General features: G+C 66.1%; 19 protein-coding genes. 6 read left to right on the top strand and 13 right to left on the bottom strand.

Annotation, left to right across the window (positions count from 1 at the left end; genetic code table 11):
• A partial coding sequence (locus V9L18_RS13550; RefSeq protein ID WP_337347684.1) for a hypothetical protein occupies positions 1-215 on the top strand: 215 nt, incomplete at its 5' end.
• A 178-nt stretch (positions 216-393) separates the two neighbouring features.
• On the opposite strand, the gene tyrS is transcribed toward V9L18_RS13550, so the two are convergent.
• The 3 genes from tyrS to V9L18_RS13535 form a co-directional block, all read right to left on the bottom strand.
• Positions 394-1,707, bottom strand: a complete 1,314-nt coding sequence (gene tyrS, locus V9L18_RS13545) for a tyrosine--tRNA ligase (RefSeq protein WP_337347683.1) — start codon at positions 1,705-1,707, stop codon at positions 394-396.
• 78 nt (positions 1,708-1,785) lie between these two features.
• On the bottom strand, positions 1,786-4,014 hold the full coding sequence (locus V9L18_RS13540) for a HelD family protein (RefSeq protein ID WP_337347682.1): 2,229 nt from the start codon (positions 4,012-4,014) through the stop codon (positions 1,786-1,788).
• A gap of 52 nt (positions 4,015-4,066) precedes the next feature.
• A complete protein-coding gene (locus tag V9L18_RS13535; RefSeq protein ID WP_337347681.1) occupies positions 4,067-4,732 on the bottom strand; it encodes a DNA-3-methyladenine glycosylase in 666 nt (221 codons plus the stop codon).
• 80 nt (positions 4,733-4,812) lie between these two features.
• On the opposite strand from V9L18_RS13535, the gene V9L18_RS13530 reads away from it, so the two are divergent.
• Together V9L18_RS13530 and V9L18_RS13525 are read left to right on the top strand one after the other, a co-directional pair.
• Positions 4,813-6,354 carry a DNA-3-methyladenine glycosylase 2 family protein gene (locus V9L18_RS13530; protein WP_337347680.1) on the top strand — a complete coding sequence of 514 codons (1,542 nt, stop codon included), beginning with the start codon at positions 4,813-4,815 and terminating at the stop codon, positions 6,352-6,354.
• Entirely contained in the window at positions 6,351-6,872 is a 522-nt protein-coding gene (locus tag V9L18_RS13525; RefSeq protein ID WP_337347679.1) for a methylated-DNA--[protein]-cysteine S-methyltransferase, read from the top strand. Before V9L18_RS13530 ends, V9L18_RS13525 begins: the two co-directional genes overlap by 4 nt.
• A 3-nt stretch (positions 6,873-6,875) precedes the next feature.
• On the opposite strand, the gene V9L18_RS13520 is transcribed toward V9L18_RS13525, so the two are convergent.
• The 10 genes from V9L18_RS13520 to argC all read right to left on the bottom strand — a co-directional run bounded on the left by V9L18_RS13520 (position 6,876) and on the right by argC (position 17,118).
• Positions 6,876-7,616, bottom strand: coding sequence for a maleylpyruvate isomerase family mycothiol-dependent enzyme (locus V9L18_RS13520; protein WP_337347678.1), 741 nt, complete (start codon positions 7,614-7,616; stop codon positions 6,876-6,878).
• A gap of 25 nt (positions 7,617-7,641) precedes the next feature.
• Entirely contained in the window at positions 7,642-8,178 is a 537-nt protein-coding gene (locus V9L18_RS13515) for a pyridoxine/pyridoxamine 5'-phosphate oxidase (protein WP_337347677.1), read from the bottom strand.
• Between the two features lie 83 nt (positions 8,179-8,261).
• The gene (gene argH, locus V9L18_RS13510) at positions 8,262-9,725 is read right to left on the bottom strand and encodes an argininosuccinate lyase (RefSeq protein ID WP_337347697.1); all 1,464 of its coding nucleotides are present in this window, start codon (positions 9,723-9,725) and stop codon (positions 8,262-8,264) included.
• Between the two features lie 8 nt (positions 9,726-9,733).
• On the bottom strand, positions 9,734-10,939 hold the full coding sequence (locus tag V9L18_RS13505; RefSeq protein WP_337347676.1) for an argininosuccinate synthase: 1,206 nt from the start codon (positions 10,937-10,939) through the stop codon (positions 9,734-9,736).
• Positions 10,940-11,017: 78 nt separating this feature from the next.
• Entirely contained in the window at positions 11,018-11,554 is a 537-nt protein-coding gene (locus tag V9L18_RS13500; protein WP_337347675.1) for an arginine repressor, read from the bottom strand.
• Positions 11,554-12,582, bottom strand: coding sequence for an ornithine carbamoyltransferase (gene argF / locus V9L18_RS13495; protein ID WP_337347674.1), 1,029 nt, complete (start codon positions 12,580-12,582; stop codon positions 11,554-11,556). The genes V9L18_RS13500 and argF overlap by 1 nt, the downstream gene beginning before the upstream one ends.
• Positions 12,579-13,916, bottom strand: coding sequence for an acetylornithine transaminase (locus V9L18_RS13490; protein ID WP_337347696.1), 1,338 nt, complete (start codon positions 13,914-13,916; stop codon positions 12,579-12,581). The genes argF and V9L18_RS13490 overlap by 4 nt, the downstream gene beginning before the upstream one ends.
• The gene (gene argB / locus V9L18_RS13485) at positions 13,916-14,881 is read right to left on the bottom strand and encodes an acetylglutamate kinase (protein WP_337347673.1); all 966 of its coding nucleotides are present in this window, start codon (positions 14,879-14,881) and stop codon (positions 13,916-13,918) included. Before argB ends, V9L18_RS13490 begins: the two co-directional genes overlap by 1 nt.
• 42 nt (positions 14,882-14,923) lie before the next feature.
• Positions 14,924-16,090 (bottom strand): bifunctional glutamate N-acetyltransferase/amino-acid acetyltransferase ArgJ, encoded by a 1,167-nt coding sequence (argJ, locus tag V9L18_RS13480; RefSeq protein WP_337347672.1) that lies wholly within the window; start codon positions 16,088-16,090, stop codon positions 14,924-14,926.
• A complete protein-coding gene (gene argC / locus V9L18_RS13475) occupies positions 16,087-17,118 on the bottom strand; it encodes an N-acetyl-gamma-glutamyl-phosphate reductase (RefSeq protein WP_337347671.1) in 1,032 nt (343 codons plus the stop codon). The genes argJ and argC overlap by 4 nt, the downstream gene beginning before the upstream one ends.
• A 174-nt stretch (positions 17,119-17,292) precedes the next feature.
• On the opposite strand from argC, the gene V9L18_RS13470 reads away from it, so the two are divergent.
• The 3 genes from V9L18_RS13470 (at position 17,293) to V9L18_RS13460 (ending at position 23,534) form a co-directional block, all read left to right on the top strand.
• Positions 17,293-18,384: a fatty acid desaturase family protein gene (locus V9L18_RS13470; RefSeq protein WP_337347670.1), complete on the top strand. Its 1,092-nt coding sequence runs from the start codon at positions 17,293-17,295 to the stop codon at positions 18,382-18,384.
• A gap of 144 nt (positions 18,385-18,528) precedes the next feature.
• The gene (locus V9L18_RS13465) at positions 18,529-19,494 is read left to right on the top strand and encodes a quinone oxidoreductase family protein (protein ID WP_337347669.1); all 966 of its coding nucleotides are present in this window, start codon (positions 18,529-18,531) and stop codon (positions 19,492-19,494) included.
• Between the two features lie 89 nt (positions 19,495-19,583).
• Positions 19,584-23,534 (top strand): Pls/PosA family non-ribosomal peptide synthetase, encoded by a 3,951-nt coding sequence (locus tag V9L18_RS13460; RefSeq protein ID WP_337347668.1) that lies wholly within the window; start codon positions 19,584-19,586, stop codon positions 23,532-23,534.
• Positions 23,535-23,559: the final 25 nt, after the last annotated feature.

Genomic DNA, 23,559 nt, shown 5'->3' with positions numbered 1-23,559 from the left:
TGGCCAAAACAACCAATCAAAAAACAATTGGTATCAACAAACTTGGCACACTATTGAGTTCTCAAACAACAGACACATTCGAATACTTCTCGAAACAACTCATTTCAATGAATTCTTTTGTTTCGCATTTCTTCGCTGCGATGTTTCCATCTTATTTCATTCATATTCACTTTGCAAATCCGGGTTATTTTCCCGATATTCACTCTGCGGAATGAATCCGCCCATCAAAAAGTGAAGCATTTCATCAATTCCCGTGCAGTGCACATGATGAATTGCTTCTCATTTGAAGGGGGTTTGTCACCACTCAGCGGCGGCGACTCAGAAAACAATACACGCTCCCCTCCAGCCGTGCAAATCGGCCGAAGAGGAGCGCGCAATAAGGTTCTGGACGGGCTACGGGACCAGGACTTCTACGGTCGCAAGGTTCTTCTTACCGCGCCGCAAAAGCAGGTACTGGCCATGCAACAGTTCGGATTCGGAGATCACGGCTTCGGGATCGGAAACCTTCTCATTGTTCACGTATGCTCCCCCCTCGCCCACCGTACGCCGGGCTGCCGACTTGCTCTCGGACAGGCCCGATGCCACAAGCAGGTCCACAATCCCCAAGCCATCCACCTGGATGGTTGCGGAGGGAAGCTCCGACGTTGCGGCTTCGAGGGTTGGCTTGTCCAGCGCTGACAGATCGCCATTGCCAAAGAGCGCGGCCGATGCAGCGATAACTTTCTCTGTGGCTTCGACCCCATGGACCAGCGACGTGACTTCAAAGGCAAGCTTCCGCTGGCCTTCCCGTGCAAAGGGGCGCTCGGCCACTGCGGCAGCCAGCTCCTCAATCTCGGCCCGGCTAAGGAAAGTGAAAACCTTGAGCCGGTCCACAACATCGGCATCAGCTGTGTTCAGCCAGAACTGGTAGAAGGCGTAAGGGCTGCACATGCCGGCGTCGAGCCAGATAGCGTTGCCTTCGCTCTTGCCGAACTTGGTGCCGTCCGAGTTGGTGATCAACGGAGTTCCGAGGGCATGGACAGTCTTGCCTTCAACCTTGCGGATCAGCTCCGTGCCACTGGTGAGGTTGCCCCACTGGTCCGAACCGCCGGTCTGCAGCATGCAGCCGTAGTCTCGGAAGAGTTGGAGGTAGTCCATGCCCTGGAGGATCTGGTAGCTGAACTCCGTGTAGCTGATGCCTTCTTCGGAGCTGAGGCGGGAAGCAACGGCGTCCTTGCGAAGCATGGTGCCAACGCGGTAGTGCTTTCCGATTTCGCGAAGGAAATCGATGGCGCTCAACGGGGCGGTCCAGTCGAGGTTATTGACCATACGGGCGGCGTTGGCGCCTTCGAAGCTGAGGAAGCGACGGACCTGCGCCTGGAGGTAGCCCACCCACTCAGAGACGGTGTCCTTGGTGTTAAGTGTCCGCTCCGCCGTGGGACGCGGGTCGCCGATCAGGCCGGTGGAGCCGCCCACCAATCCCAACGGCTTGTGGCCTGCAAGCTGGAGCCGCCGCATCACCAGGAGCTGGACAAGGTTTCCCAAGTGCAGGCTCGGCGCGGTGGGATCAAACCCGCAGTAATACGTGACCGGCTCACCGGCGAGGAGCTTTTCCAGCTCCCCTTCATCGGTGGAGACGTGGACCAGGCCGCGCCACTTCAGCTCCTGCCAGATGTTGGCGAAGGTGGGGTCGTTCTGCTGGGATTCGAGATCGTTGAGTTCTGACACGACTTCTAAGTTAGCAGGATTGGCGGCCACCGGCGCCGGATGAACCGGGCCGGTGACCGCCAATCCCCGCCGACCGGGCTAGCGTTCGATGCCGGCAGGCACACCCTCTGCTGCGATCAGGCGGAGCCGCTGGGTAGGCCGGGTCATGGCGACGTAGAGATCCCCCACCCGCCCGTGCTCGTGGTTCAGCATCCTGGAAGGTTCCAGTACCACAACCCCGTCAAACTCAAGGCCTTTGGCCTCCCGCGGGCTGATGACCACGATGTCCTGCTCATAGCTTCCGGCGCCGGTTCCGATGCGCCGGCCATAGACGGCACGCAAGGCCGCCGTCGCCTGCGGCAGGAGGTCGCCGTCGGCAATCACGGCCAGCAGGCCGCCGTCGAGCGCTTCCAGCTCTTCGGGAAGCGCCTCCACCAGCCGGCTGACCACTTCTCCGGCCGCCACCTTGTCGATGATGGGCGCCCAGCGGCCCTCGCGGACCGCCTTGGGCGCAGAGACCACAAGGCCGGCCGCGTTGGCCATCCGTGCTGCGGCTTCCGCGATCTGCGACGGCGTACGGTAGTTGACCGTCAGTTCCTCCAGCTGCCAGCGGTCCCCGAACAGCGGACCCAGGGCACCCTGCCAGGAGTTCGCGCCGGCCACGGAACTTGTCTGTGCGATGTCGCCCACGATGGTGAACGACTTCAGCGGGCACCGGCGGACCAGAAGCCGCCACTGCATCGGCGAAAGTTCCTGCGCTTCGTCGACCACGATGTGCCCGAAGGCCCAGGTCCTGTCAGACGTGGCGCGTTCGGCCGCTGTCTGCCGGGCTTCGCGCTCCTGGTTCTGGTCCACCAGTTCCTCGGCCGACATGAGCGCATCGACACCTGCAGCCTCCATGTTCACCAGGGTCTGCTTCGCGTTCGCCAGGTCGCGGGCTCGATCGTGCTCCTGCTGCGCCAGTCCGCGGCCCGCAGCCGGGTCAAGTTCGCCCAGCAGTTCCGCTGCTTCGTCCAGGAGCGGCACATCAGACTCGGTCCAGGGCGCATCCACCGGGCGAAGCAGCAACGCACGTTCGGCCGGGGTGAGGTGCGGGGTGCAGACTTCCAGGATCGCCGGCTTGCTGAAGAGCTCGCTGATGAGCTTCTCCGGGGTCATGGGCATCCAGCACAGGTTCAGCGCGATCCGTACATCCCGGGCAGTGCGGACGTCCTCCGCAAGGTAGGAGCGGTCGGCGTTGTTGCCAAGGCTTCCCGCTTCCACGAGTTCGGTCATCTGCTCGGTCAGCTCACGGAGCAGGATCTTGACGAAGGTCACGCGTGCCTCATTGTGCGGCTTGCCTGTGGAACGCGCGCGTTCCCGGGCGCGGCGGACCTGCCGCGGCGTGAGCACCAGCTTCCGCCCGTCAACCTCTACGACCCGGTTTTCGGCAAAGGTCCGTTGGCGGTTTGCCACGGCATTGGCTACAACATCCGCCATGTCCAGCCGGCCCTTGATGGCCGCGACCTCGGCCTCGGGTTCGGCCACCGCACTGATGCCAGGCATCAGCCGGCCGAGGCTGGCCATCACCACCCCGGTTTCGCCGAGTGAGGGCAGTACGCGTTCGATGTATTTCATGAACGACGACGACGGGCCCACCAGCAGCACACCTGCAGTCTTGAGCCGGTCCCGGTGGGTGTAGAGAAGGTAGGCGGCGCGGTGCAGCGCAACGGCCGTCTTGCCGGTGCCCGGACCGCCTTGGACTACGACAGCACCGGAGATGGAGGAACGGATGATCCGGTCCTGCTCGGACTGGATGGTGCCGACGATGTCGGACATGCGGCCAGTCCGCTTGGAGTCCAGGGCAGCGAGCAGTGCGCCTTCGCCCTGCAGCGACTCGTTGTCGGTGAGCATGTCCGCGTCCAGGACGTCGTCCTCGATGGCCTTGACTACCCTGCCTTGCAGGATCAGGTGCCGGCGGCGCCGCACGCCCTGCCGGTCAAAGGCGGTTGCCTGGTAGAAATGGCCGGCTTCGGGCGCGCGCCAGTCCACCATCAGCCGCTGCAGGTCCTCGGTGGTGAGTCCGATGCGGCCGATGTACTGGGCTTCCCCGGAATCCAGGTCAAGGCGGCCGAACACCAGGCGGTCATCGACGGCGTCGAGCTGGGCAAGGCGGTCCTCATAGAGCGCGGCGAAGGCGTCACGCTCGGAAACATTCTGCATGGTGCCCACAGCACCGGCCCGGCGGACCTGCGCCAACTGCTTGCGCTTTTCGGCGCGCAATTCTTCCAGCCGCGCATACAGGCCAGCAACATAGTCCCGTTCGTGGGCCAAATCGGCGTCGAGCATTAAACGTTCCCCTATCGCAAAAGACAGACCGTCCATTCTACAACCATTTCGGTTAACGTGATTGAAACTTCGCCGGACGTGGCTTGGCCGCCTTGTAGCGGGACACCGTAGGGTCCCCCGGCAGCCAGAAGCGCCAGGGGTAGTCACCCGTGCCGCCGTCCCCGGAAACGCCCACCCGAGGCCCGGAACTGACCTCCATCGCAGCAGTTTCCGGAAGCCGCAGCTCGAAGGGTTCGCTCAGTGCATCCCGCCCGCTGTCCGCCGTAGTGAGGGCAAGGGCAGTGGCCAGCCGGGCCGGTCCGCTCGCCAAATCAAAGGGAAATTTCGACGTCGGCCGCCTCACCGCCGCCAGGCGTTGCCCCTCCACCACTTCACCGGCGCGCAGCAGCACTGCGGAGGCCGTGCCTGCCGGACCGCAGACGACGTTGGCGCAGTAATGCATGCCGTACGTGAAATAGACGTATAGATGGCCGGCAGGCCCGAACATGGGCGCGTTGCGTGCCGTGGGGCCGCGAAACGTGTGGGATCCCGGATCCGGATGCAGGGAATCACCAGGCCCCATGTAGGCCTCCACCTCGGTGATCCGCACGGCCACTGTTCCCTCATGGCTGTTGTGGCTCAGGACGGATCCCAGTAGTTGCGGTGCGATCCTCCGTGCATCTCCGGACAATAGTTCGCGGAGCTGTTCCGGCTCGGTGGGACTGGTGCGGACGGTCATGATCCGACTCTACCCAAAGGCCCACGGCCATGTCCGATTTCCGCTAGCAGGTGCCATCATGGGCTGGCAGGATAGGGGGCATGGACTTCTGGCAGCGCTACCGCGCGATCGATGCGCGCGATCCCCGGTTCGACGGGCAGTTCTACACTGCTGTCCGGACTACGGGCATCTACTGCCGTCCGTCCTGCCCGGCCCGCACCCCCAAGGCAGCCAACGTCACCTTCTACGAAACATCAGCCGCGGCGCACGACGCCGGCTACCGGGCCTGCAAGCGCTGCCTACCCGAGGCGGTGCCCGGGACGCCGGCGTGGAACGTCCGGCAAGACATCGCCGGCCGGGCCATGAGGCTCATCAACGACGGCGTTATCAACCGGGACGGGGTGCAGGGCCTGGCGGCCCGGCTGGGCTATTCGGCACGGCAGCTGAACCGGATCCTCAGCCATGAACTCGGCGCCGGACCACTCTCGCTTGCCCGGGCAAGCCGTGCCCAGACCGCACGCACCCTGCTGGTTTCCACTTCCATGAAGCTTGCCGACATCGCGTTCGCATCCGGCTTCAGCAGCGTCCGGCAGTTCAACGAGACCATGGTGGAGGTGTTCGCCATGACGCCCACAGCCCTGCGCTCCACGGCGCGGCACCACAAGCCGGAGATGGCAGCCACCGCGCTGACCCTGACCCTGCCCTACCGCGAACCCTTCGACCCCGGCGTCTTTTCCTTCCTCGCGGTCCGGGCCATCCCGGGGATCGAGGTGGGGACACCGACGTCGTACGCCCGTACGCTGCGGCTGCCACACGGTGATGCCCGCTTCAGTGTGCATTACGACGGCGGCGCGCCGGGGCGTCCGCTTACCCTCACCATCGGCGCGGTGGACCTCCGCGACCTCCCGGCGCTGCTGAGCAGGGTGCGCCGGCTTTTCGACCTTGACTCCGATCCGGTCGCCATTGACAGCGCGCTGGCTGGGGATCCCCGGCTTGCCAACTCCGTGGCGAATGCCCCAGGTATCCGGCTGCCGGGCGCGGTGGACCCACAGGAACTTCTCATCAGGGCGAAGATCGGACAGCAGGTCACGGTCGCCGCGGCCCGGACGGCACTGACCCAACTGTCCGCAGCCGGAAGTCCCAGCCGGATGCCCGGCGATGGGCTTTCCCGGCTGTTTCCCACCGCGGCAGAAATTGCCGGGTCGGGCTACTCACTACTGCGGGGTCCGCAGCGCCGTATTGACGCCATCCGCTTTACGGCTTCGGCCCTCGCGGAGGGCCAACTGGATTTCGGCTATGGCGACGACCTGCCGGGGCTGGGGGCGAAGCTGCTCCCTCTCCCGGGCGTGGGTCCCTGGACGGTGGGCTATGTGGCGATGCGCGTGCTGGGTGCGCCGGACGTCTTCCTGGCGAACGATGCCGCTGTGAAAAACGGCATACGTGCCCTCGCAACGTCCGCCACCAGCCGGGATGGACTCGCCGCTGAACCGTTGGGTCCCGCGCCCCGGCCCAGTGTGCTTAACCCCGATTTCAGTGAGGTCAGTCCCTGGCGGTCCTACGCCACCATGCACCTGTGGCGCGCCGCTGCGGCGCCGAAAGCCCCTCAACCTGAACCAGTTGTTCCAGAGAAAGCGATGCAATGAAAGCCCAGTTGTTAGTGATGTCCACCCCAGACGGTCCGTTCACCATCCTCGCGCAGGGCGGCGTGGTCCTGGCCTCCGGCTGGACGGCCGGGCCAGGTGAGCTGACCGGGCAAATCCATCCGGAGCTGCGCCCGGGCGACATTGAGTCGGTGACAGACCTGGGTCCCATATCCCTGGCAGTGGAGGCCTTCTACGCCGGGGACCCCGCACCGGCCATGGCTGTTCCCGTGCTGCAGAAATCCGGGCCCTTCCGGGCCCACGCGTGGGATGTGCTGAGGACAGTACGCCCCGGGTCGCCGGTCACCTATACGGAGTACGCCGAACTGTCAGGGAATCCCAAGGCAGTCAGGGCCGCGGCCAGCGCCTGCGCGTTCAATGCGGCAGCATTGTTTGTGCCCTGCCACCGCGTCATCCGAACTGACGGCTCCCTGGGCGGCTTCCGCTGGGGCCTGGCCATCAAGGAGAGCCTGCTCGCGCGAGAAGCAAGGGAAAGCCTGCTGGCACGCGAAGCCGGCTAGGACCTACTTTGTTGAGGGCGTCCCCGAAGGCCACGGCAGCAGTTCGGGGAGATCCACGCCGTCTGCAGCTGCGGAGGCCCGCAGGCTGCCGAGCGACGGTTCACGGCCAGCAAGCCACGCCGCTATGTCAGTGATCATGCCGCTGATGACAGTGGAGCGGGCGCCGGTGCCGAGAGTCCTTGGCGGAAGCCCAAGCGGCTGGAGCACCAGCTTGTCCCCCGGAGCCACGCGGGCAGCCAGGAAGCCGAAAAGGTGTTCGCAGAATGGCCGGCTCCAGGTCTCCGGGCCAAGGCCAGTGCCCAGGTCGGCTGTGTGGATCACCAATTCACGCCACAACGCCAGCCCGCCGTCGAGGACAACTCCCCCTCGATAGGCAATCGGCGCGTCCCAACCGGAGCCGGCGTCGAGCGCGTCAAAAGCTTTCAGCGCCCGGTCGAGGCCTGCGGCCAGATCCGCACGATGGGCATCCGCACTGTGGCCCGCGGCGATCTCGATGGCCTTGTTCCGACCGTCCTGGCCGCCGTCGTACAGCTCAATGGTTTCGCCCCGGGCCGCGTATTCGAGCTGGCGGGCCATGGCGTTGGTAATGCCGGCGAGGTGCGCCAGGACATGCCCGCGGGTCCAGCCCGGCAGCGCCGATGGCGCCTTAATGTCCTCATCGGTGAATTTCGCGGCGGCTGAGGCCACGACGTCGGCGGCTTTGTGCAGTTCGGCGAGAAGGTCAGCCGGTGCGGGAGCAGTCATGGCGCCCATCCTAACCGTCAAACACTCAGCCGAGCGGGATGCCGTCCGGTCCATAGCGGTGCCGCACGTGCCGGCGGTCGTGGCGGGCCTGCCAGAATTCCAGTTCTGTAGGCCGGAGCGCATAGAGCTGCCAGTCCGGATTGTCGCTGCCGTCCGCTGCAGGGCGCGCCTGCCAGTCTGCGGCCGACGCTTCGGCGGACAGCTCAACCACCGGGCCGGCGACCCGGACCTGCCGGCCCTGCTGCGGCCAGTAGAAGTTCAGGGCCGCTTTCGGGTTGACGGACAGTTCCCGGCCCTTCCTGGAGGTGCGGGACGTGGCGAAGTGCCAGCCGTCGTCGTCGATATTTTTCAGGATCAGCATCCGGGCGGAAGGCTGACCATTGCCGGCCGCAGTGGCCAGGCTGCAGGCATGCGGTTGCAGCGCGCCTGCCTCCAGGGCCTCATCCAGCCATAAAGTGAACAACGCCACCGGGTCCGCCGGGGCGTGGGCCGGGTCGAAGTCCGGCAGGTCGGTGGGAAAGTCGGGCAGGGCCCGGAGGTGGCTGCGGAAGGCGTCGCTCATGGCCACATGCTAGCCGGGACCGCTCGCCGGTTAACGCACAACGCTCTCTCACTTTCTTGGGGAAAGTGAGAGAGCGTTGGTAGCTAGGCCGTGTATTCCCGCACGGCCCGCAGCTCGGCTTCCAGCGCAACAAGCTGGCGTTCGACGGCGGCCGGTGCCGTGCCGCCCTGGGAGTTGCGGCTGTTCAGCGACCCCTCCGTGGACAGGACCGTGCGGACCTCCGGCGTCAGGTGCACCGAAATGGCGGCGTACTCCTCATCCGTCAGGTCCCACAGCTCCACGTCGCGGGACTCGGCCTGCTTCACCGCTGCTCCGGAGAGCTCATGCGCCTCGCGGAACGGAACACCCTGGCGGACCAGCCACTCGGCGATGTCGGTTGCCAGCGCGAAGCCCTGCGGTGCAAGCGACTCCATCCGCTCCGTGTTGAACTTCAGTGTCGCGATCATGCCCGAAACAGCCGGAAGCAGCAGTTCCAGGGTGTCGGCGGCGTCGAAGACCGGCTCCTTGTCCTCCTGGAGGTCGCGGTTGTACGCGAGCGGGAGGCCCTTGAGTGTTGCCAGCAGCCCGGTCAGGTTGCCGATGAGGCGTCCTGCCTTGCCGCGGGCCAGCTCGGCCACGTCCGGGTTCTTCTTCTGCGGCATGATCGAGGAGCCCGTGGAGTAGGAATCATGCAGGGTGACAAAGGAGAACTCCTTGGTGGCCCACAGGATCACTTCTTCCGAGACGCGCGACAAGTCCACGCCGATCATCGCCGTCACCCAGGCGAACTCGGCGAAGACGTCGCGGGAGGCGGTGCCGTCAATCGAGTTGTGGGTGGCGGAGAAGAAGCCCAGGTCCGCGGCCACCGCTTCCGGGTCCAGCCCAAGCGAGGAGCCCGCGAGGGCACCCGAACCGTAGGGCGAGACACCGGCGCGCTTGTCCCAGTCCTGGAGCCGCTGCACATCACGCAGCAACGCCCAGGCATGGGCCAGCAGGTGGTGGCTGAGCAGGACCGGCTGCGCGTGCTGCAGGTGCGTGCGGCCCGGCATGGCCACACCCTGGTGCGCCTTGGCCTGCTCCACCAGCGCCTCGATCGTTGCCAACACGCCGCGGGCGATGATCCGGGCGTGGTCGCGCAGGAACATGCGGCCGAGCGTGGCCACCTGGTCGTTGCGGGACCGTCCGGCGCGGAGCTTGCCGCCCAGCTGGGTGCCTGCGCGCTCAATGAGGCCGCGTTCCAGCGATCCATGCACGTCCTCGTCGGATTCCGCCGGCAGGTAAGCGCCGGAGGCCACGTCCTCGTCCAGCTGTGCCAAGGCGGCGAGCATGCCTTCGAGCTCGGCGTCGTCCAGCAGCCCGGCCTTGTGCAGCACGCGGGCATGCGCCTGTGACCCGGCGATGTCGTAGCGGGCCAGCCGCCAGTCGAAGTGCGTGGACTTGCTCAAGGCTGCCAGGGCATCAGCGGGGCCACCTGCGAACCGGCCGCCCCACAGTGCACCCTCGTTCGTCCCCGAGCGCACCCCGACCTCGCTGCGCTCGGCCGGGGACCCCTGCGCTCGTGGGCCCAGATTCTCCGTCACTGGCCTGCGACGCGGATATCGCGGCCGGAGGCAACCTTGGCGGACATGCCCCACAGCTCGATGAAGCCGCGCGCCATCGACTGGTCGAACGTGTCGCCGGTGTCGTAGGTGGCGAGGTCGAAGTCGTAGAGCGAAGTCTCGGAGCGGCGTCCGTTGACGATCGCCTGGCCGCCGTGCAGGACCATGCGGATGTCGCCTGAGACGTACTTCTGGGTGTCCTCGATGAAGGCATCCAGGGAGCGCTTGAGCGGGGAGAACCACTGGCCGTCGTAGACCAGTTCGGCCCAGCGCTGGCCGACAGTTGCCTTGAAGCGGGCCTGCTCACGCTCGACGGTGATGTCCTCGAGGTGCTTGTGCGCGGTGATCAGTGCCATTGCGCCCGGTGCCTCGTAGATTTCGCGGGACTTGATGCCCACCAGGCGGTCCTCGACGACGTCGATCCGGCCCACGCCCTGGGCGCCTGCGCGGCGGTTGAGTTCCTTGATGGCCTGCAGCGGGGTAACGCGGACGCCGTCGATCGCTACCGGCACGCCGGCTTCGAACGAGATGGTGACTTCATCCGGGGCCGGTGGGAATTCAGGGGTGGCGGTGTAGTCGTAGATGTCCTTGGTGGGTGCGTTCCAGATGTCTTCGAGGTAGCCGGTCTCGACGGCGCGGCCCCAGACGTTCTGGTCGATCGAGTACGGGTTCTTCTTGGTGGTCTCGATCGGCAGTCCCTTTTCCTCCGCGAAGGCAATGGCCTTGTCGCGGGTCAGGGCGAGGTCGCGGACCGGGGCGATGCACTTCAGGTCCGGTCCGAGAGTCTGGATGCCCACTTCGAAGCGGACCTGGTCGTTGCCCTTGCCGGTGCAGCCGTGCGCAACGGTGGTGGCGCCGAATTCGCGGGCGGCCTTGACCAGGTGCTTGACGATCACCGGCCGGGAGATGGCGGAGACCAGCGGGTAGTGGCCCTGGTAGAGGGCGTTGGCCTTCAGGGTGGGCATGCAGTACTCGTTGGCGAACTCGTCGGACGCGTCGGCCACGTAGGCTTCGACGGCGCCGCAGCCGAGGGCACGCTGGCGGATGGTCTCCAGCGACTCGCCGCCCTGTCCGACGTCGACTGCCACGGCGATGACCTCGGCGCCGGTGGCTTCACCGATCCAGCCGATGGCTACGGAAGTATCCAGGCCACCGGAGTAGGCCAGAACAATACGCTCAGTCACGAAAATGCTCCTCTATGTTGGGGTTTGCGTTGTTTAAGAATTGATTACGGAAAGCCTGTCACACCTTGGGACGGCGCATTACTGGCTGCCGCCCGCTTCCTCGGCGAGTTGCAGGAAACGCGCGGCGAGGTCCTGCCCGCCCTGGGGATCACGGGACACGAGCAGCACGGTGTCATCCCCGGCGATGGTCCCGAGGATGGATGGCATGACCGAGTGGTCGATGGCCAGGGCCAGGAAGTTGGCCGCCCCGGGTGGGGTCCGCAGCACGGCAATGTTGGCCGAGGCCTCCGCAGTGACCAGCAGCTCGCTGCACAGCCTGGCAAGCCGCGCATCCAGGATTTCCTGGCTGACGCCGCTCTTCGCCGCGCGTTCGCCGCCTTCACCAGGCACGGCGTAGACCAGGACGCCCTCCTTGCCACGCACCCGGACCGCGCCGAGTTCCACGAGGTCCCGGGACAGGGTGGCTTGGGTGACCTGGACGCCGTCGTCCGCCAGCAGCGCGGCCAGCTCCGCCTGGGAGCGCACCGATTCGCCCGTCAGGATCGCGGTGATGCGCGCCTGGCGGGCTGTCTTGGTTGCCGGGCTGGAACCCGGCACCGACGGGTTGGTGGACACTAGAACGTGCTCTCCCCGGTGCCTTCAACGGGAGAAAGACCGTCCACGAACGCCAGGCCCGACTTGTGCATCAGCCAGGCCATAAGGGCCTTCTGGGCGTGCAGCCGGTTTTCGGCTTCGTCCCAGACGATCGACTGCGGCCCGTCGATGACACCCGCCGAGATCTCATAGCCGCGATAGGCGGGAAGGCAGTGAAGCACGACGGCGTCGTCCGCCGCATGTGCCATGGCTGCCTCATCCACGGAGTACTCCCGGAACAGCTGCAGCCGGGCTTCCTTTTCGGCTTCCTGGCCCATGGAGACCCACGTGTCCGTGGCTACGACGTCGGCGCCTTTGAGGGCTTCGGCGGCATCGGTGGTAATCAGCACTGACCCGCCCGTCTGGGCGGCACGTTCCTCGGCCGCGGCGACGATCTCCGCTGCCGGGAGGTAGCCCTCCGGCCCCGCGATGCGGACGTGCATCCCGGCGGTGACGCCCGCTAGCAGGTAGGAATTGGCCATGTTGTTGGCGGCATCGCCCAGGTAGCTCATGGTGAGGCCGGCCAGTTCGCCCTTGTGTTCCTTGACTGCCAGCAGGTCCGCGAGGAGCTGGCACGGGTGGTAGTCGTCGCACAGGGCGTTGATGACAGGCACGGCGGAGTTTTCCGCCATGGCCACCAGTCCGGAGTGCGCGCCCGTGCGCCACACGATCGTGGAAACCATGCGCTCCAGGACCTTAGCGGTGTCCTCCACCGATTCCTTGTGGCCGATCTGGGCCTCACCGGGGTTGATGATCAAGGCATTGCCGCCCATGTCGGCGATGCCGGTGGCAAAGGAAACCCGGGTACGGGTTGATGTTTTGTCGAAGATCACGGCGACCGTTTTGCGGCCGTTGCCCTCCGCGGCGAAGGGCTGCACACTGTAGGGCGCAGCCTTCATGCGGACGGCCAGATCCAGGACCTCAGCCTGCTCAGCGGGGCTGAGGTCCGTGTCCTTCAGGAAGTGGCGGGTGCCGCTGGCTGTGCCGGCGGAAGAAACTACAGAGGTCACTGCGCGTCCTTAGCTGTTTGGAGGATTGCCGGGAGCGCGGCAAGGAAGGCGCCGGCCTGGTCGGTGCTGAGGACCAGCGGCGGGGCGAGCCGAATGGTGCGCGGCCCGGGGCTGTTGACGATGAAACCGGCCTCCAGCCCAGCGGTCACAACGCCAGGTGCGACGTCAGCGTCAAGGTCGAAGCCGATCAACAGGCCTTCGCCCCGGACTTCGGTCACACCGTCGACGGCGGCGAGCCCAGCCCGGAGGTAATCCCCCACAGTGACGACGTTTTCCAGCACCCGCTGGCTTTCGATCGCGTGCAGCGTGGCGAGGGCGGCCGCCGTCGCCACCGGGTTGCCGCCGAAGGTGGTGCCGTGCTGGCCCGCTGTCAGGAGCGAGGACACCTGCCCGCCGAACGTCAGCAGCGCTCCAATGGGGAATCCGCCGCCGAGGCCCTTGGCCAGGGTGACGGCGTCCGGAACAATCCCGGCGTCCTCGCTGGCTAGCCATTTTCCGGTACGCCCGATTCCAGTCTGGACCTCGTCCAGGATCAGCAGGGCGCCGGCCTTCGTGGTCGCCTCGCGGGCGGCCCGCAGGTAGCCGGCAGGCAGCGGCCGCACTCCGGCCTCGCCCTGGATCGGTTCCAGGAAAACGGCGGCCACGGTCTCGTCGATGGCAGCTTCAAGGGCTGCTACGTCACCGAACGGGATATGGACCACACCGCCGGGCAGCGGCTCGAACGGGGCACGGTACGCTTCCTTGGCGGTCAGGGCCAGGGCACCCATGGTCCGCCCGTGGAAGGCACCTTCCAAGGCGATGATCTTGGTCCTGGGCGCACCGTCCGGGCCGGTTCCGTTGCGTCGCGCGAGCTTGAAGGCAGCCTCGTTGGCTTCGGTTCCGGAATTGGTGAAGAACACCTTGGAGCCTGCCGGGGCGTGCGTCAGGTCGAGCAGTTTTTCGGCCAGTGCGATCTGCGTGGGGCTGGTAAAGAAGTTGGAGACGTGCCCCAGGGTTGCCAGCTGGCTGGAGATCACGGACGTGACAAACGGGTGGGCGTGGCCCAGGGCGTTGACGGCGATGCCGCCGAGCAGGTCAAGATATTCCTTCCCGTCGGCGTCCCAGACCAGGCAGCCGGCACCGCGCACCAGCACACGCTGCGGCGTGCCGAACACGCCCATGAGGGACGTCGAGTAGCGGGTAAGCCACTCGGCTCCACTACTTTGAGAAACGAGGGCGGTCGCCGAGGCCTCCGCAGCGATGGGGGTCCCGCCCGCTTCGCGGTGCCCGACCACACCCGGCCCCCCATCGCTGCTCCGGCCTTCAGTCGACTGGCTCAGTTCTGCGTGGGTCATCATGCGTTCACCTCTTCGTCAGGGACCACCTGGGTGCCGATTCCGGCGGTGGTGAATGTTTCCAGGAGCATGGAGTGCGGGAGCCTGCCGTCCACGATGTGCGCGCGCTCCACTCCCCCGTCAATGGCTTTGAGGCAGGCCTCCATCTTCGGAATCATGCCCGATTCCAGGGACGGCAGCAGTTCGCGCAGCTCCGAGGCCGTGAGGGAAGAGATGAGCGAGGACCTGTCCGGCCAGTTGGCATAGAGGCCTTCGACGTCGGTGAGGATCACCAGTTTTGATGCCCCCAGCGCTTCGGCGAGGGCGGCCGCGGCCGTGTCCGCATTGACGTTGAGGACCTGGCCCGTGGTCTGGGCCCGTTCGCCCCGCTGGTCCGCTGCGCCGCTGCCGTCGTCCTCGATTTCGGGCGCCACGGTGGAGATGACGGGGATCCGCCCGGCAGCCAGGATGTCCAGGATGCCCTCCGGGTTCACGCCGACCACTTCGCCTACCAGGCCAAGGTCCACTTCCTGGCCGTCAATGATGGTCCCGGTCCGGACTGCCCGGAGCAGGCCGCCGTCCTCACCGGACATTCCCACCGCGTAGGGGCCGTGGGAGTTGATCAGGCCAACCAGTTCGCGGCCCACCTGGCCGGTGAGGACCATCCGGACCACGTCCATCGCTTCGGGGGTGGTGACGCGAAGTCCACCCTTGAACTCGGACTCAATGCCCAGCCTGGCCAGCATGGAGTTGATCTGCGGACCGCCGCCGTGGACCACCACGGGGTGGATGCCTACGTGGTGCAGGAACACGACGTCCTCCGCGAAAGCGCGGCGCAGTTCTTCGTTGACCATGGCGTTTCCGCCGTACTTGATCACCATGGTGGTGCCGGCGAAGCGCTGGATCCAGGGCAGTGCCTCGATCAGGGTGCCTGCCTTGCTTTGGGCATCACTCATGGACGTGGTTTCGCGGGTCTGGGTGTTCATGCTTGGCGTTACTCCAGGGTGGCTGGTGGATTTGCTCGAGGACTAGCTCGAGTAAGCGCTGTTCTCGTGCACGTAGTCGTGGGTGAGGTCGTTGGTCCAGATCGTGGCCTCGGCGTAGCCGGACTTCAGGTCAATCTCCACGTGGACTTCGCGGGGTTCCAGGTCCACCAGGTTGCGGTCATCGCCGATGCTGCCGTTGCGGCAGATCTGGACACCGTTGATGGCGACGTTGAGCTGGTCCGGCTCGAAGACTGCATCCGTGGTGCCCACGGCGGACAGGACACGGCCCCAGTTGGGGTCCTTGCCGAAGATAGCGGCCTTGAACAGGTTGGACCGGGCCACGGAGCGGCTGACGGTTTCGGCGTCCCGCTCGCTGGCCGCGTTGAACGTGCGGATGGCGATGTCGTGGCTCGCGCCCTCGGCGTCCCCGATCAGTTTGCGTGCCAGTTCCGCGCACACCTGGGTCAGCCCGGCACTAAAGGCTTCGGCTGAGGGAACGGCGCCTGATGCGCCGGACGCCAACAGCACCACGGTGTCGTTGGTGGACATGCAGCCATCGGAATCAGCGCGGTCGAAAGTGACGCGCGTGGCGTCGCGGAGCACGACATCGAGCATTTCTGCTTCCACGTCGGCGTCGGTAGTGAGGACCACCAGCATGGTGGCGAGGCCGGGGGCCAGCATGCCGGCGCCCTTCGCGATGCCCCCGATGGAGAACTCCTGGCCGTCGGCGTCGGTGCCGATGAACAGCGCGGCCTTGGGCACGGAGTCGGTTGTCATGATGGCATTGGCCGCTTCGGGTCCGCCGTCCGTGCTGAGCGCCGCAGAGGCGGCCTCGACACCCGGAAGGATTTTGTCCATGGGCAGCTGCTCACCGATCAGGCCGGTGGAGCACACAAAGACGTCGGTTGCCGAAATGCCCAGTACTTCGGCGACCTTTTCGGCGGTGCTGTGCGTGTTCTGGAAGCCTTCCGGACCCGTGCAGGCGTTAGCACCGCCGGAGTTAAGGATGACGGCGTCAACCCGGCCGTCGGAGACTACCTGGCGGGACCAGTGGACCGGGGCTGCGGCCACGCGGTTGCTGGTGAAGACGGCGGCCGCGGCCTTGGAGGGGCCATCATTGACGACCAGGGCCAGGTCCGGCTTGCCGGACGCCTTGAGGCCGGCGGTGACGCCGGCGGCCCGGAAGCCCTGGGGTGCGGTAACGGTCACGGTGCAACTCCCTGCAGGTTGAGGCCGGCGGTTTCCGCCAGGCCAAGCGCAATGTTCATGGACTGCACGGCGCCGCCGGCAGTTCCCTTGGTGAGGTTATCAATGGCGCAGGTGACAATCACGCGGCCGGTGTGCGGGTCAAAAGCCAACTGCATTGCCGCGTGGTTGGAGCCCTGGACCGACTTGGTGGCCGGCCATTGGCCCTCCGGCAACAGGTGGACAAACGGTTCGTCGTCGTAGGCCTCAGCCCACGCCTGGCGAAGGTCCGCTGCGGAGGTGCCCGGCTTGACCTTCGCCGTCGCGGTGGTGAGGATCCCGCGGCTCATGGGGGCAAGCGTGGGGGTGAAGGACACGATGACGGTTTCCCCGGCAGCGTTGGAGAGTCCCTGCTCGATCTCCGGTGTGTGGCGGTGGCCGCCGCCCACGCCGTAGGGGCTCATGGAGCCCATCACCTCGGCGCCGATGAGGTTTACTTTGGCGGCCTTGCCCGCACCCGAGGTGCCGGAGGCGGAAACTATGACGACGTCGTCGGGCTGCAGGAGGTTCGCAGCGAACCCGGGCGTCAGCGCCAGGAGGGCCGACGTCGGGTAGCAGCCGGGAACGGCAATCCGGGTGGCGCCCTTGAGGACCTCACGCTGGCCGGGAAGTTCGGGCAGGCCGTACGGCCATGTTCCAGCGTGGGCCGAGCCGTAGAACTTTTCCCACGCGGCCGGATCTTCCAGGCGGTGGTCTGCGCCGGCGTCGATCACCACAGTGCCCTCGGGGAGCTGCGCTGCGATCTCCGCGGAAGCCCCGTGCGGAAGGGCCAGGAACACCACGTCGTGGCCCGAGAGGTTTTCCACCGTGGTGTCTTCCAGGATGCGGCTGGACAGCCCATGCAGGTGCGGCTGCAGTTCGCCGAGGCGGGAGCCTGCATTGCTGTGCGCTGTGATGGCACCGATGGTTACGTCCGGATGTCCCGCTAGGATGCGCAGGACTTCTCCCCCGGCGTAGCCACTGGCTCCGGAGACGGCAACTGAAATAGTCATGCAGTGAATCTTACAGCAAAAATATTCAGTGTGCCCGATATTTATACATTGTGTTTTCTGCGCTTCCCGGCCGACTGGACAGGCTCCCGTATGCTGGTGGAAGGGTGATTTTGACCGCGCAGTTGCGAACGTCTGCTGCAGCGTTGCCCATAACAGTTACGAGGCCCCGGCTCCATGACCACCACCCTCTCAACGCCGGAGCGCCCCAAATCGCGCGTCCGGCAGCCCAACGCCGTTGTCCTGAGCTATTCGGAACTGCTCAAGAGCGTCAAGGCCGCAGGCCTGCTGGAACGCCGTGTGGGTTTCTACATCACACTCTTTTCCACGCTGGTGCTCCTGATGACCGCCACCTGGTTCGGTTTCGCGCTGATAGGTGACAGCTGGTTCCAGCTCCTCATCGCCGCCGCAGTCGGCATTATCTGCACCCAGCTGAGCTTCCTGGCCCACGAGGCCGGCCACCGCCAAATCTTCGCGTCCCGCCGCGCGAACGACTGGACCGCCCGGATCCTGGCCACCTCGGTGGCAGGCATGAGCTATTCCTGGTGGGAGCAGAAGCACGGCGCTCACCACAACCATCCGAACGTGATCTCCAAGGATCCCGACATTGCCACCGGCGCGATCGCCTTCCACCACGAAGCCGCAGCCACGCGCCAGGGCCGGTTTTCCTTCCTGACCCGCAAGCAGGGCTGGTTCTTTTTCCCGCTGCTGTTCCTGGTGGGCCTGGGGCTCCAGATCGATTCCGTCAGGTTCGTCTTCCGCCGGGCCAAGGTGACGCACCGCTGGGTGGAGCTGCCTATCCTGCTCGTCCGCCTGGGCATCCTGCCCGTCCTGGCCTTCACCTTCTTGCCGCTGGGAATGGCCTTCGCCTTCATCGCCGTCCAGCTCGCCGTCTTCGGCTTCTACATGGGCGCCTCCTTTGCGCCCAACCACAAAGGCATGCCCGTCATTCCGGCGGACAGCCGTGTTGACTTCTTCAGCCGGCAGGTCCTGACGTCACGGAACATCTCCGGCGGCCGGTTCATGGACATCCTGCTCGGCGGACTGAACCGCCAGGCTGAGCACCACTTGTTCCCCGACATGGCGCGGCCCCAGCTGGACAAGGCCGCCAGAATCGTCCGGGAGTACTGCCAAAAGCACCAGGTTCCGTACACCGAAACCACGCTTCTGCAGTCCTACGGCATTATTGTCCGCTATCTCAACGACGTCGGACTCTCCGCCGGCCGGCACTTTGAGTGCCCCATGGCCACGGTCACCCGGCGCTACTGAACAACTCCGGCGAAACTCGGCCGGCCCCCAGCTTGACCCGAAGTGACGGCCCTGACCGGCCGTCACTTCGTCGTTCGCTCAGGTTTCCCTAGGATGGTTCCAGGATCCGGGGCGAGGAAATCCCAGCCCCGGGGAAGGAGATACATGACGCACGCCATCGTTGCCCGCGAGCCCGGAGGGCCCGAAGTACTGGAACTGGCAGAGGTCGAGCGCCCCGTCCCCGGCCCCGGCCAACTGCTCATCAAGGTGGCGGCAGCGGGCGTCAACTTCATTGAGACCTACCAACGCGGGGGCATGTACCAGGTCCCCTTTCCCTTCACCCCCGGCTCGGAAGCGGCCGGAACGGTTGAGGAGGTGGGCGACGGCGTCGAGAACTTCACCGTCGGCAGCAGGGTGGCCACGGCCGAGGGCGCCAAATGCTACGCCGGCTACGCCGTACTCGATGCTGTCAAGGCCCTGCCGGTGCCGGATGGCGTCGATGACCTCACGGCTGCTGCCCTGCCGCTCCAGGGCATGACTGCCCACTACCTGATCAATTCCTCCTTCAGGGTGGAACCGGGCCACACCGTGCTGACGCACGCTGGTGCCGGCGGCGTTGGCCTGCTGCTGACCCAGCTGCTGAAGGAAAGGGGCGCCCGCGTCATCACCACCGTCTCCTCGGACGCCAAGGAAGAACTAGCCCTGGAGGCCGGGGCAGACCATGTACTGAGGTACGAGGGCTTTCCCCACCATGTCCGCGAGCTCACCGGCGGGAAGGGCGTGGACGTGGTGTACGACGGCGTGGGCCGCAACACTTTTGACGGTTCCCTGTCCTGCCTGCGCACACGGGGCACGCTCGTCCTGTTCGGGGCCGCCTCGGGAGCCGTTCCCCCGGTGGATCCGCAGCGCCTCAACGCCGGTGGGTCGCTTACGCTGACCCGGCCGACCCTGGGCCATTTCCTGCTCAACGAACAGGAGCGCCGATGGCGGTCGGGCGAGATCTTCGCCGCCGTGGCAAACGGGAACCTAAAGGTCCGGATCGGCGCCACGTATCCGCTGGCCGACGCCGCGAGGGCTCACGAGGACCTTGAGGGCCGTCGGACCACGGGCAAGGTCATCCTGGTCCCCTGACCCCGTTCAGGAAACGCCCGGCGAATGGAGTGTGGACTCCAGACGAACGGCGTCACTTTCCGTTCACCTTGCCAGTGGAGACTGCAGGGGTGACCGAGCTACAAACCAGCGGCCCTGCGCCCGACGGCCTTGCCGAATATCAGCCCCAGCTGCCCGGGTCGGCTGTATCACCCCCGGCGCGGACGTTGGTGGATATCCTGCAGGAAACCGCCAACCGCTATCCGGATGCGTCCGCACTGGATGATGGCCGCCAGTCGCTGAGCTATGCGCAGCTGATGGCGGCCGTACGCTCCGCCGGCCGGGAACTTCACCTGGCGGGGCTCGGTGCCGGTGACAGGATCGGCGTCCGGATTCCGTCCGGAACGAACGGACTGTACGTCTGGATCCTCGCGATCCTGCTCGTTGGCGCCGCCTATGTTCCCGTTGATGCCGACGACCCGGAAGAACGGGCCCGGCTGGTCTTCGGCGAAGCCAAAATCGCCGGCATGATCACCGGTGAGGGCCTGAGCGTGACCAAAGGCAGGGAAGGACCGTTCCCCGCGGCACGGCTTGCCACGCCCGACGACGACGCCTGGGTCATCTTCACGTCGGGCTCCACCGGAACTCCAAAGGGCGTCGCAGTGCAGCACAGGTCGGCGGCTGCCTTCGTCGATGCCGAGGCAAGGATCTTCCTTCCTGCGGACCCGATCGGGCCGCAGGACAGGGTGCTGGCAGGGCTCTCCGTGGCCTTTGACGCCTCGTGCGAGGAGATGTGGCTCGCGTGGCGGCACGGGGCCTGCCTGGTCCCGGCCCCGCGTGCCCTGGTCCGCACTGGCATGGACCTCGGTCCCTGGCTCATCAGCCACGGCATCACGGTAGTGTCCACCGTCCCCACCCTTGCGGCGCTTTGGCCCGCAGAATCGCTGGAGAATGTCCGGCTGCTGATTTTTGGCGGCGAGGCGTGCCCGCCGGAGCTTGCAGAGCGGCTCGCAGTGGAAGGCCGCGAGGTCTGGAACACCTATGGACCCACAGAGGCCACGGTGGTGGCCTGTGCAGCCGAATTGGGTGGGCCCGGGCCGGTACGGATCGGCTTGCCACTGGACGGCTGGGACCTAGCCGTGGTGGACGGCGACGGTGTGCCGGTGGCCGAGGGCGCCGTCGGCGAGCTCATCATCGGAGGGGTGGGACTGGCCCGCTACCTGGATCCAGCCAAGGACGCGGAAAAGTACGCTCCGATGCCCACCTTGGGCTGGCAACGCGCTTACCGCTCCGGTGACCTCGTCCGCTACGAAGCAGCCGGGCTTGTCTTCATGGGCCGGGCCGACGAACAGGTAAAACTGGGCGGCCGCCGGATCGAACTCGGAGAAATCGATGCCGCGCTGCAGGCCCTGCCGGGCGTCGCAGGCGCAGCGGCCGCCGTGCAAACGACGGCGGCTGGGAACCAGGTCCTGGTGGGGTACCTCGCGCCCGCAGGAGAAGATGAGCCCGACCTCGCCGCCGCACGCGGACTGCTGGCAGCCAGCCTCCCCGCTGCACTGATCCCCCTGTTGACCGTCGTGACATCGCTGCCCACTAAAACCAGCGGAAAGGTGGACCGGCACTCACTCCCGTGGCCCCTCGCCGGATCCGGCGCTGCGGAAAGTGACAGCGCCCCACTGAACCTGCCGGATGACGCCGCCTGGATCGTCGAACAGTGGACCAATGTGCTCGGCAGCCCGGTGGCAAGCCTGGACGCCGACTTCTTCGCACACGGCGGAGGCTCCCTGGCCGCCGCCCAACTGGTCTCCGCCCTTCGGCTCCGCTATCCCACCGTCACGGTCGCCGACATTTACGCCACCCCTCGGGTCGGCGCGTTGATCGACACTGCCCGGCAATCCCTGCCGGACGGTGTCAACGCAGGACCTGCCAAGGAACGCACTGTCCGCCCGACGGCCCGCAAGTCCCAGGTCTTCCAAACGCTGATGGGTGTCCCCCTGCACATTTTGGTGGGCATGCGCTGGCTGACTTACCTCATGGCTGGAAACAACGTCCTCGCCGGCCTGGCCGGTTTCGCCGCCGCACCCACGGTGTCATGGTGGTGGGTCGGGGCATCGTGGCTGGTCTTCGTGAGTCCCCTTGGCCGAATGGGCCTCTCCATCGCCGCGGCCCGATTGCTGCTCCGCAACGTAGGCCCGGGAACTTACCCCCGCTCCGGGAAGGTGCACCTGAGGCTCTGGCTGGCCGAACAGATCCAGGACTTGGCTGGCGCCGTCAGCCTTGCCAGCGCGCCGTGGGTGCCCTACTACGCCAGGGCCCTCGGAGCGAAAATCGGCAGCAATGTGCACCTGCATTCGCTGCCGCCGGTGACCGGCCTGCTGTCCTTGGGCAGCGGAGCGAACATCGAGCCCGAGGTTGACCTTTCCGGGTGGTGGATTGACGGCGACCACGTCCGGATCGGAGCGGTCCACGTGGGCGCCGGGGCAACGGTGGGCGCGCGCAGCACGCTGATGCCCGGTGCCAGCATCGGTGCCGGCGGCCAGGTCGAAGCAGGTTCGGCAGTGCTCGGCAAAGTGAAGGCCGGACAGGTGGTGGCAGGTTCACCGGCCTGCCGCCGCGGCAAGGCCAAAAACGACTGGCCCGAAACGCCAGCCAGCAGCCGGCTGATGGGCCGTCTGTGGTTCGCCGCCTTCGCCTCCGCATCCGCCGTCCTCGCCATGATCCCCTACGTGTCCGCGGCTGCAGCTGCCGCGGTCATCTTCCTTTTTGTCCAGGGCAGCAGTTCCCTGTCCGCAGCGTGGCCGCAGCTCCTCGCATCCCTGCCGCTGGCCGCGTTGGCCTGGTTCAGCGCCAATCTCCTGCTGATCCTGGGCACTACCCGGCTGCTGGGAACCGGACTGAAGGAAGGCTATTACCGGGTGCGGAGCCGGATCGGTTGGCAGGTCTGGGCCACTGAACGGGTCCTGGACCTGGCCCGGGACCTCCTCTTCCCCATTTACGCCAGCCTTTTCACACCTGTCTGGCTGCGCCTGCTCGGTGCCCGCATCGGCAAGAACGTGGAGGCGTCCACCGTACTGCTCCTGCCCAAGATGACCACCGTTGGTGAAGGAGCATTCCTGGCCGACGACACCATGGTGGCGTCGTACGAACTTGGCGGTGGCTGGCTTAAGATCGCACCCGCGAAAATCGGCAAGCGTTCCTTCCTGGGGAACTCCGGCATGACGGCAGCCGGCCGGAATGTCCCAAAGAACTCCCTTGTAGCCGTGCTGTCCGCCACGCCCTCCAAGGCAAAATCCGGGACCTCGTGGCTGGGCAGCCCTCCTGTGAGGCTGCGCCGCACGGCCATCGCCTCAGACAGTACGTTGACGTTCCAGCCGCCGATTCGGCTGAAAGTGGCCCGGGCCCTCTGGGAGCTGTGCCGCTTTGTTCCAGTGGTCCTGACGGTGGGACTCGCCGCGGGCGTGTTGTTGGCTTTCGATTGGCTGGCCACCAACCTTGGCTACGGCGTTGCGGCGGCACTGGGCGGGTTCGTCATGCTGCTGGCAGGCGCCCTGGCGGCTGGCAGCGCCGTAGTGGCCAAGTGGCTGCTGGTGGGCCGGATCCAGGCCGGAGAACATCCCCTCTGGAGTTCCTTTATCTGGCGCAATGAAGTGGTGGATACCTTTATCGAAATGGTCAGCGCCCCATGGTTTGCCCGGGCGGCGAGCGGAACGCCGGCGCTGGTGTGGTGGCTCCGCGGACTGGGGGCCAGGATAGGTTCCGGGACCTGGTGTGAGAGCTATTGGCTGCCGGAAGCGGACCTCGTAACCCTGGGCGCCAACTCCACGGTCAACCGCGGCTGCGTGGTCCAAACCCACCTGTTCCATGACCGGATCATGAGCATCGACACTGTTACGCTCGAGGAGGGAGCCACCATGGGCCCGCACGGCGTCATCCTCCCACAGGCACGGATCGGCAAAGGCGGAACCGTGGGTCCGGCATCGCTGGTGATGCGCGGGGAGACCGTTCCCGCCGGGACGTACTGGATGGGCAATCCTGTCAGTCCCTGGCAGGGTCCCGATGTTCCCGTACCCCGCCTGAAGTAAGTACCCGCTAGTCCGCCACCGTTGC

It is taken from the genome of Pseudarthrobacter sp. CCNWLW217, from assembly GCF_037203985.1.
Taxonomy (GTDB): Bacteria; Actinomycetota; Actinomycetes; order Actinomycetales; family Micrococcaceae; genus Arthrobacter.
The sequence above is the reverse complement of the archived record's forward strand: the minus strand, read 5'-3'. Positions and strand labels throughout refer to the sequence as shown.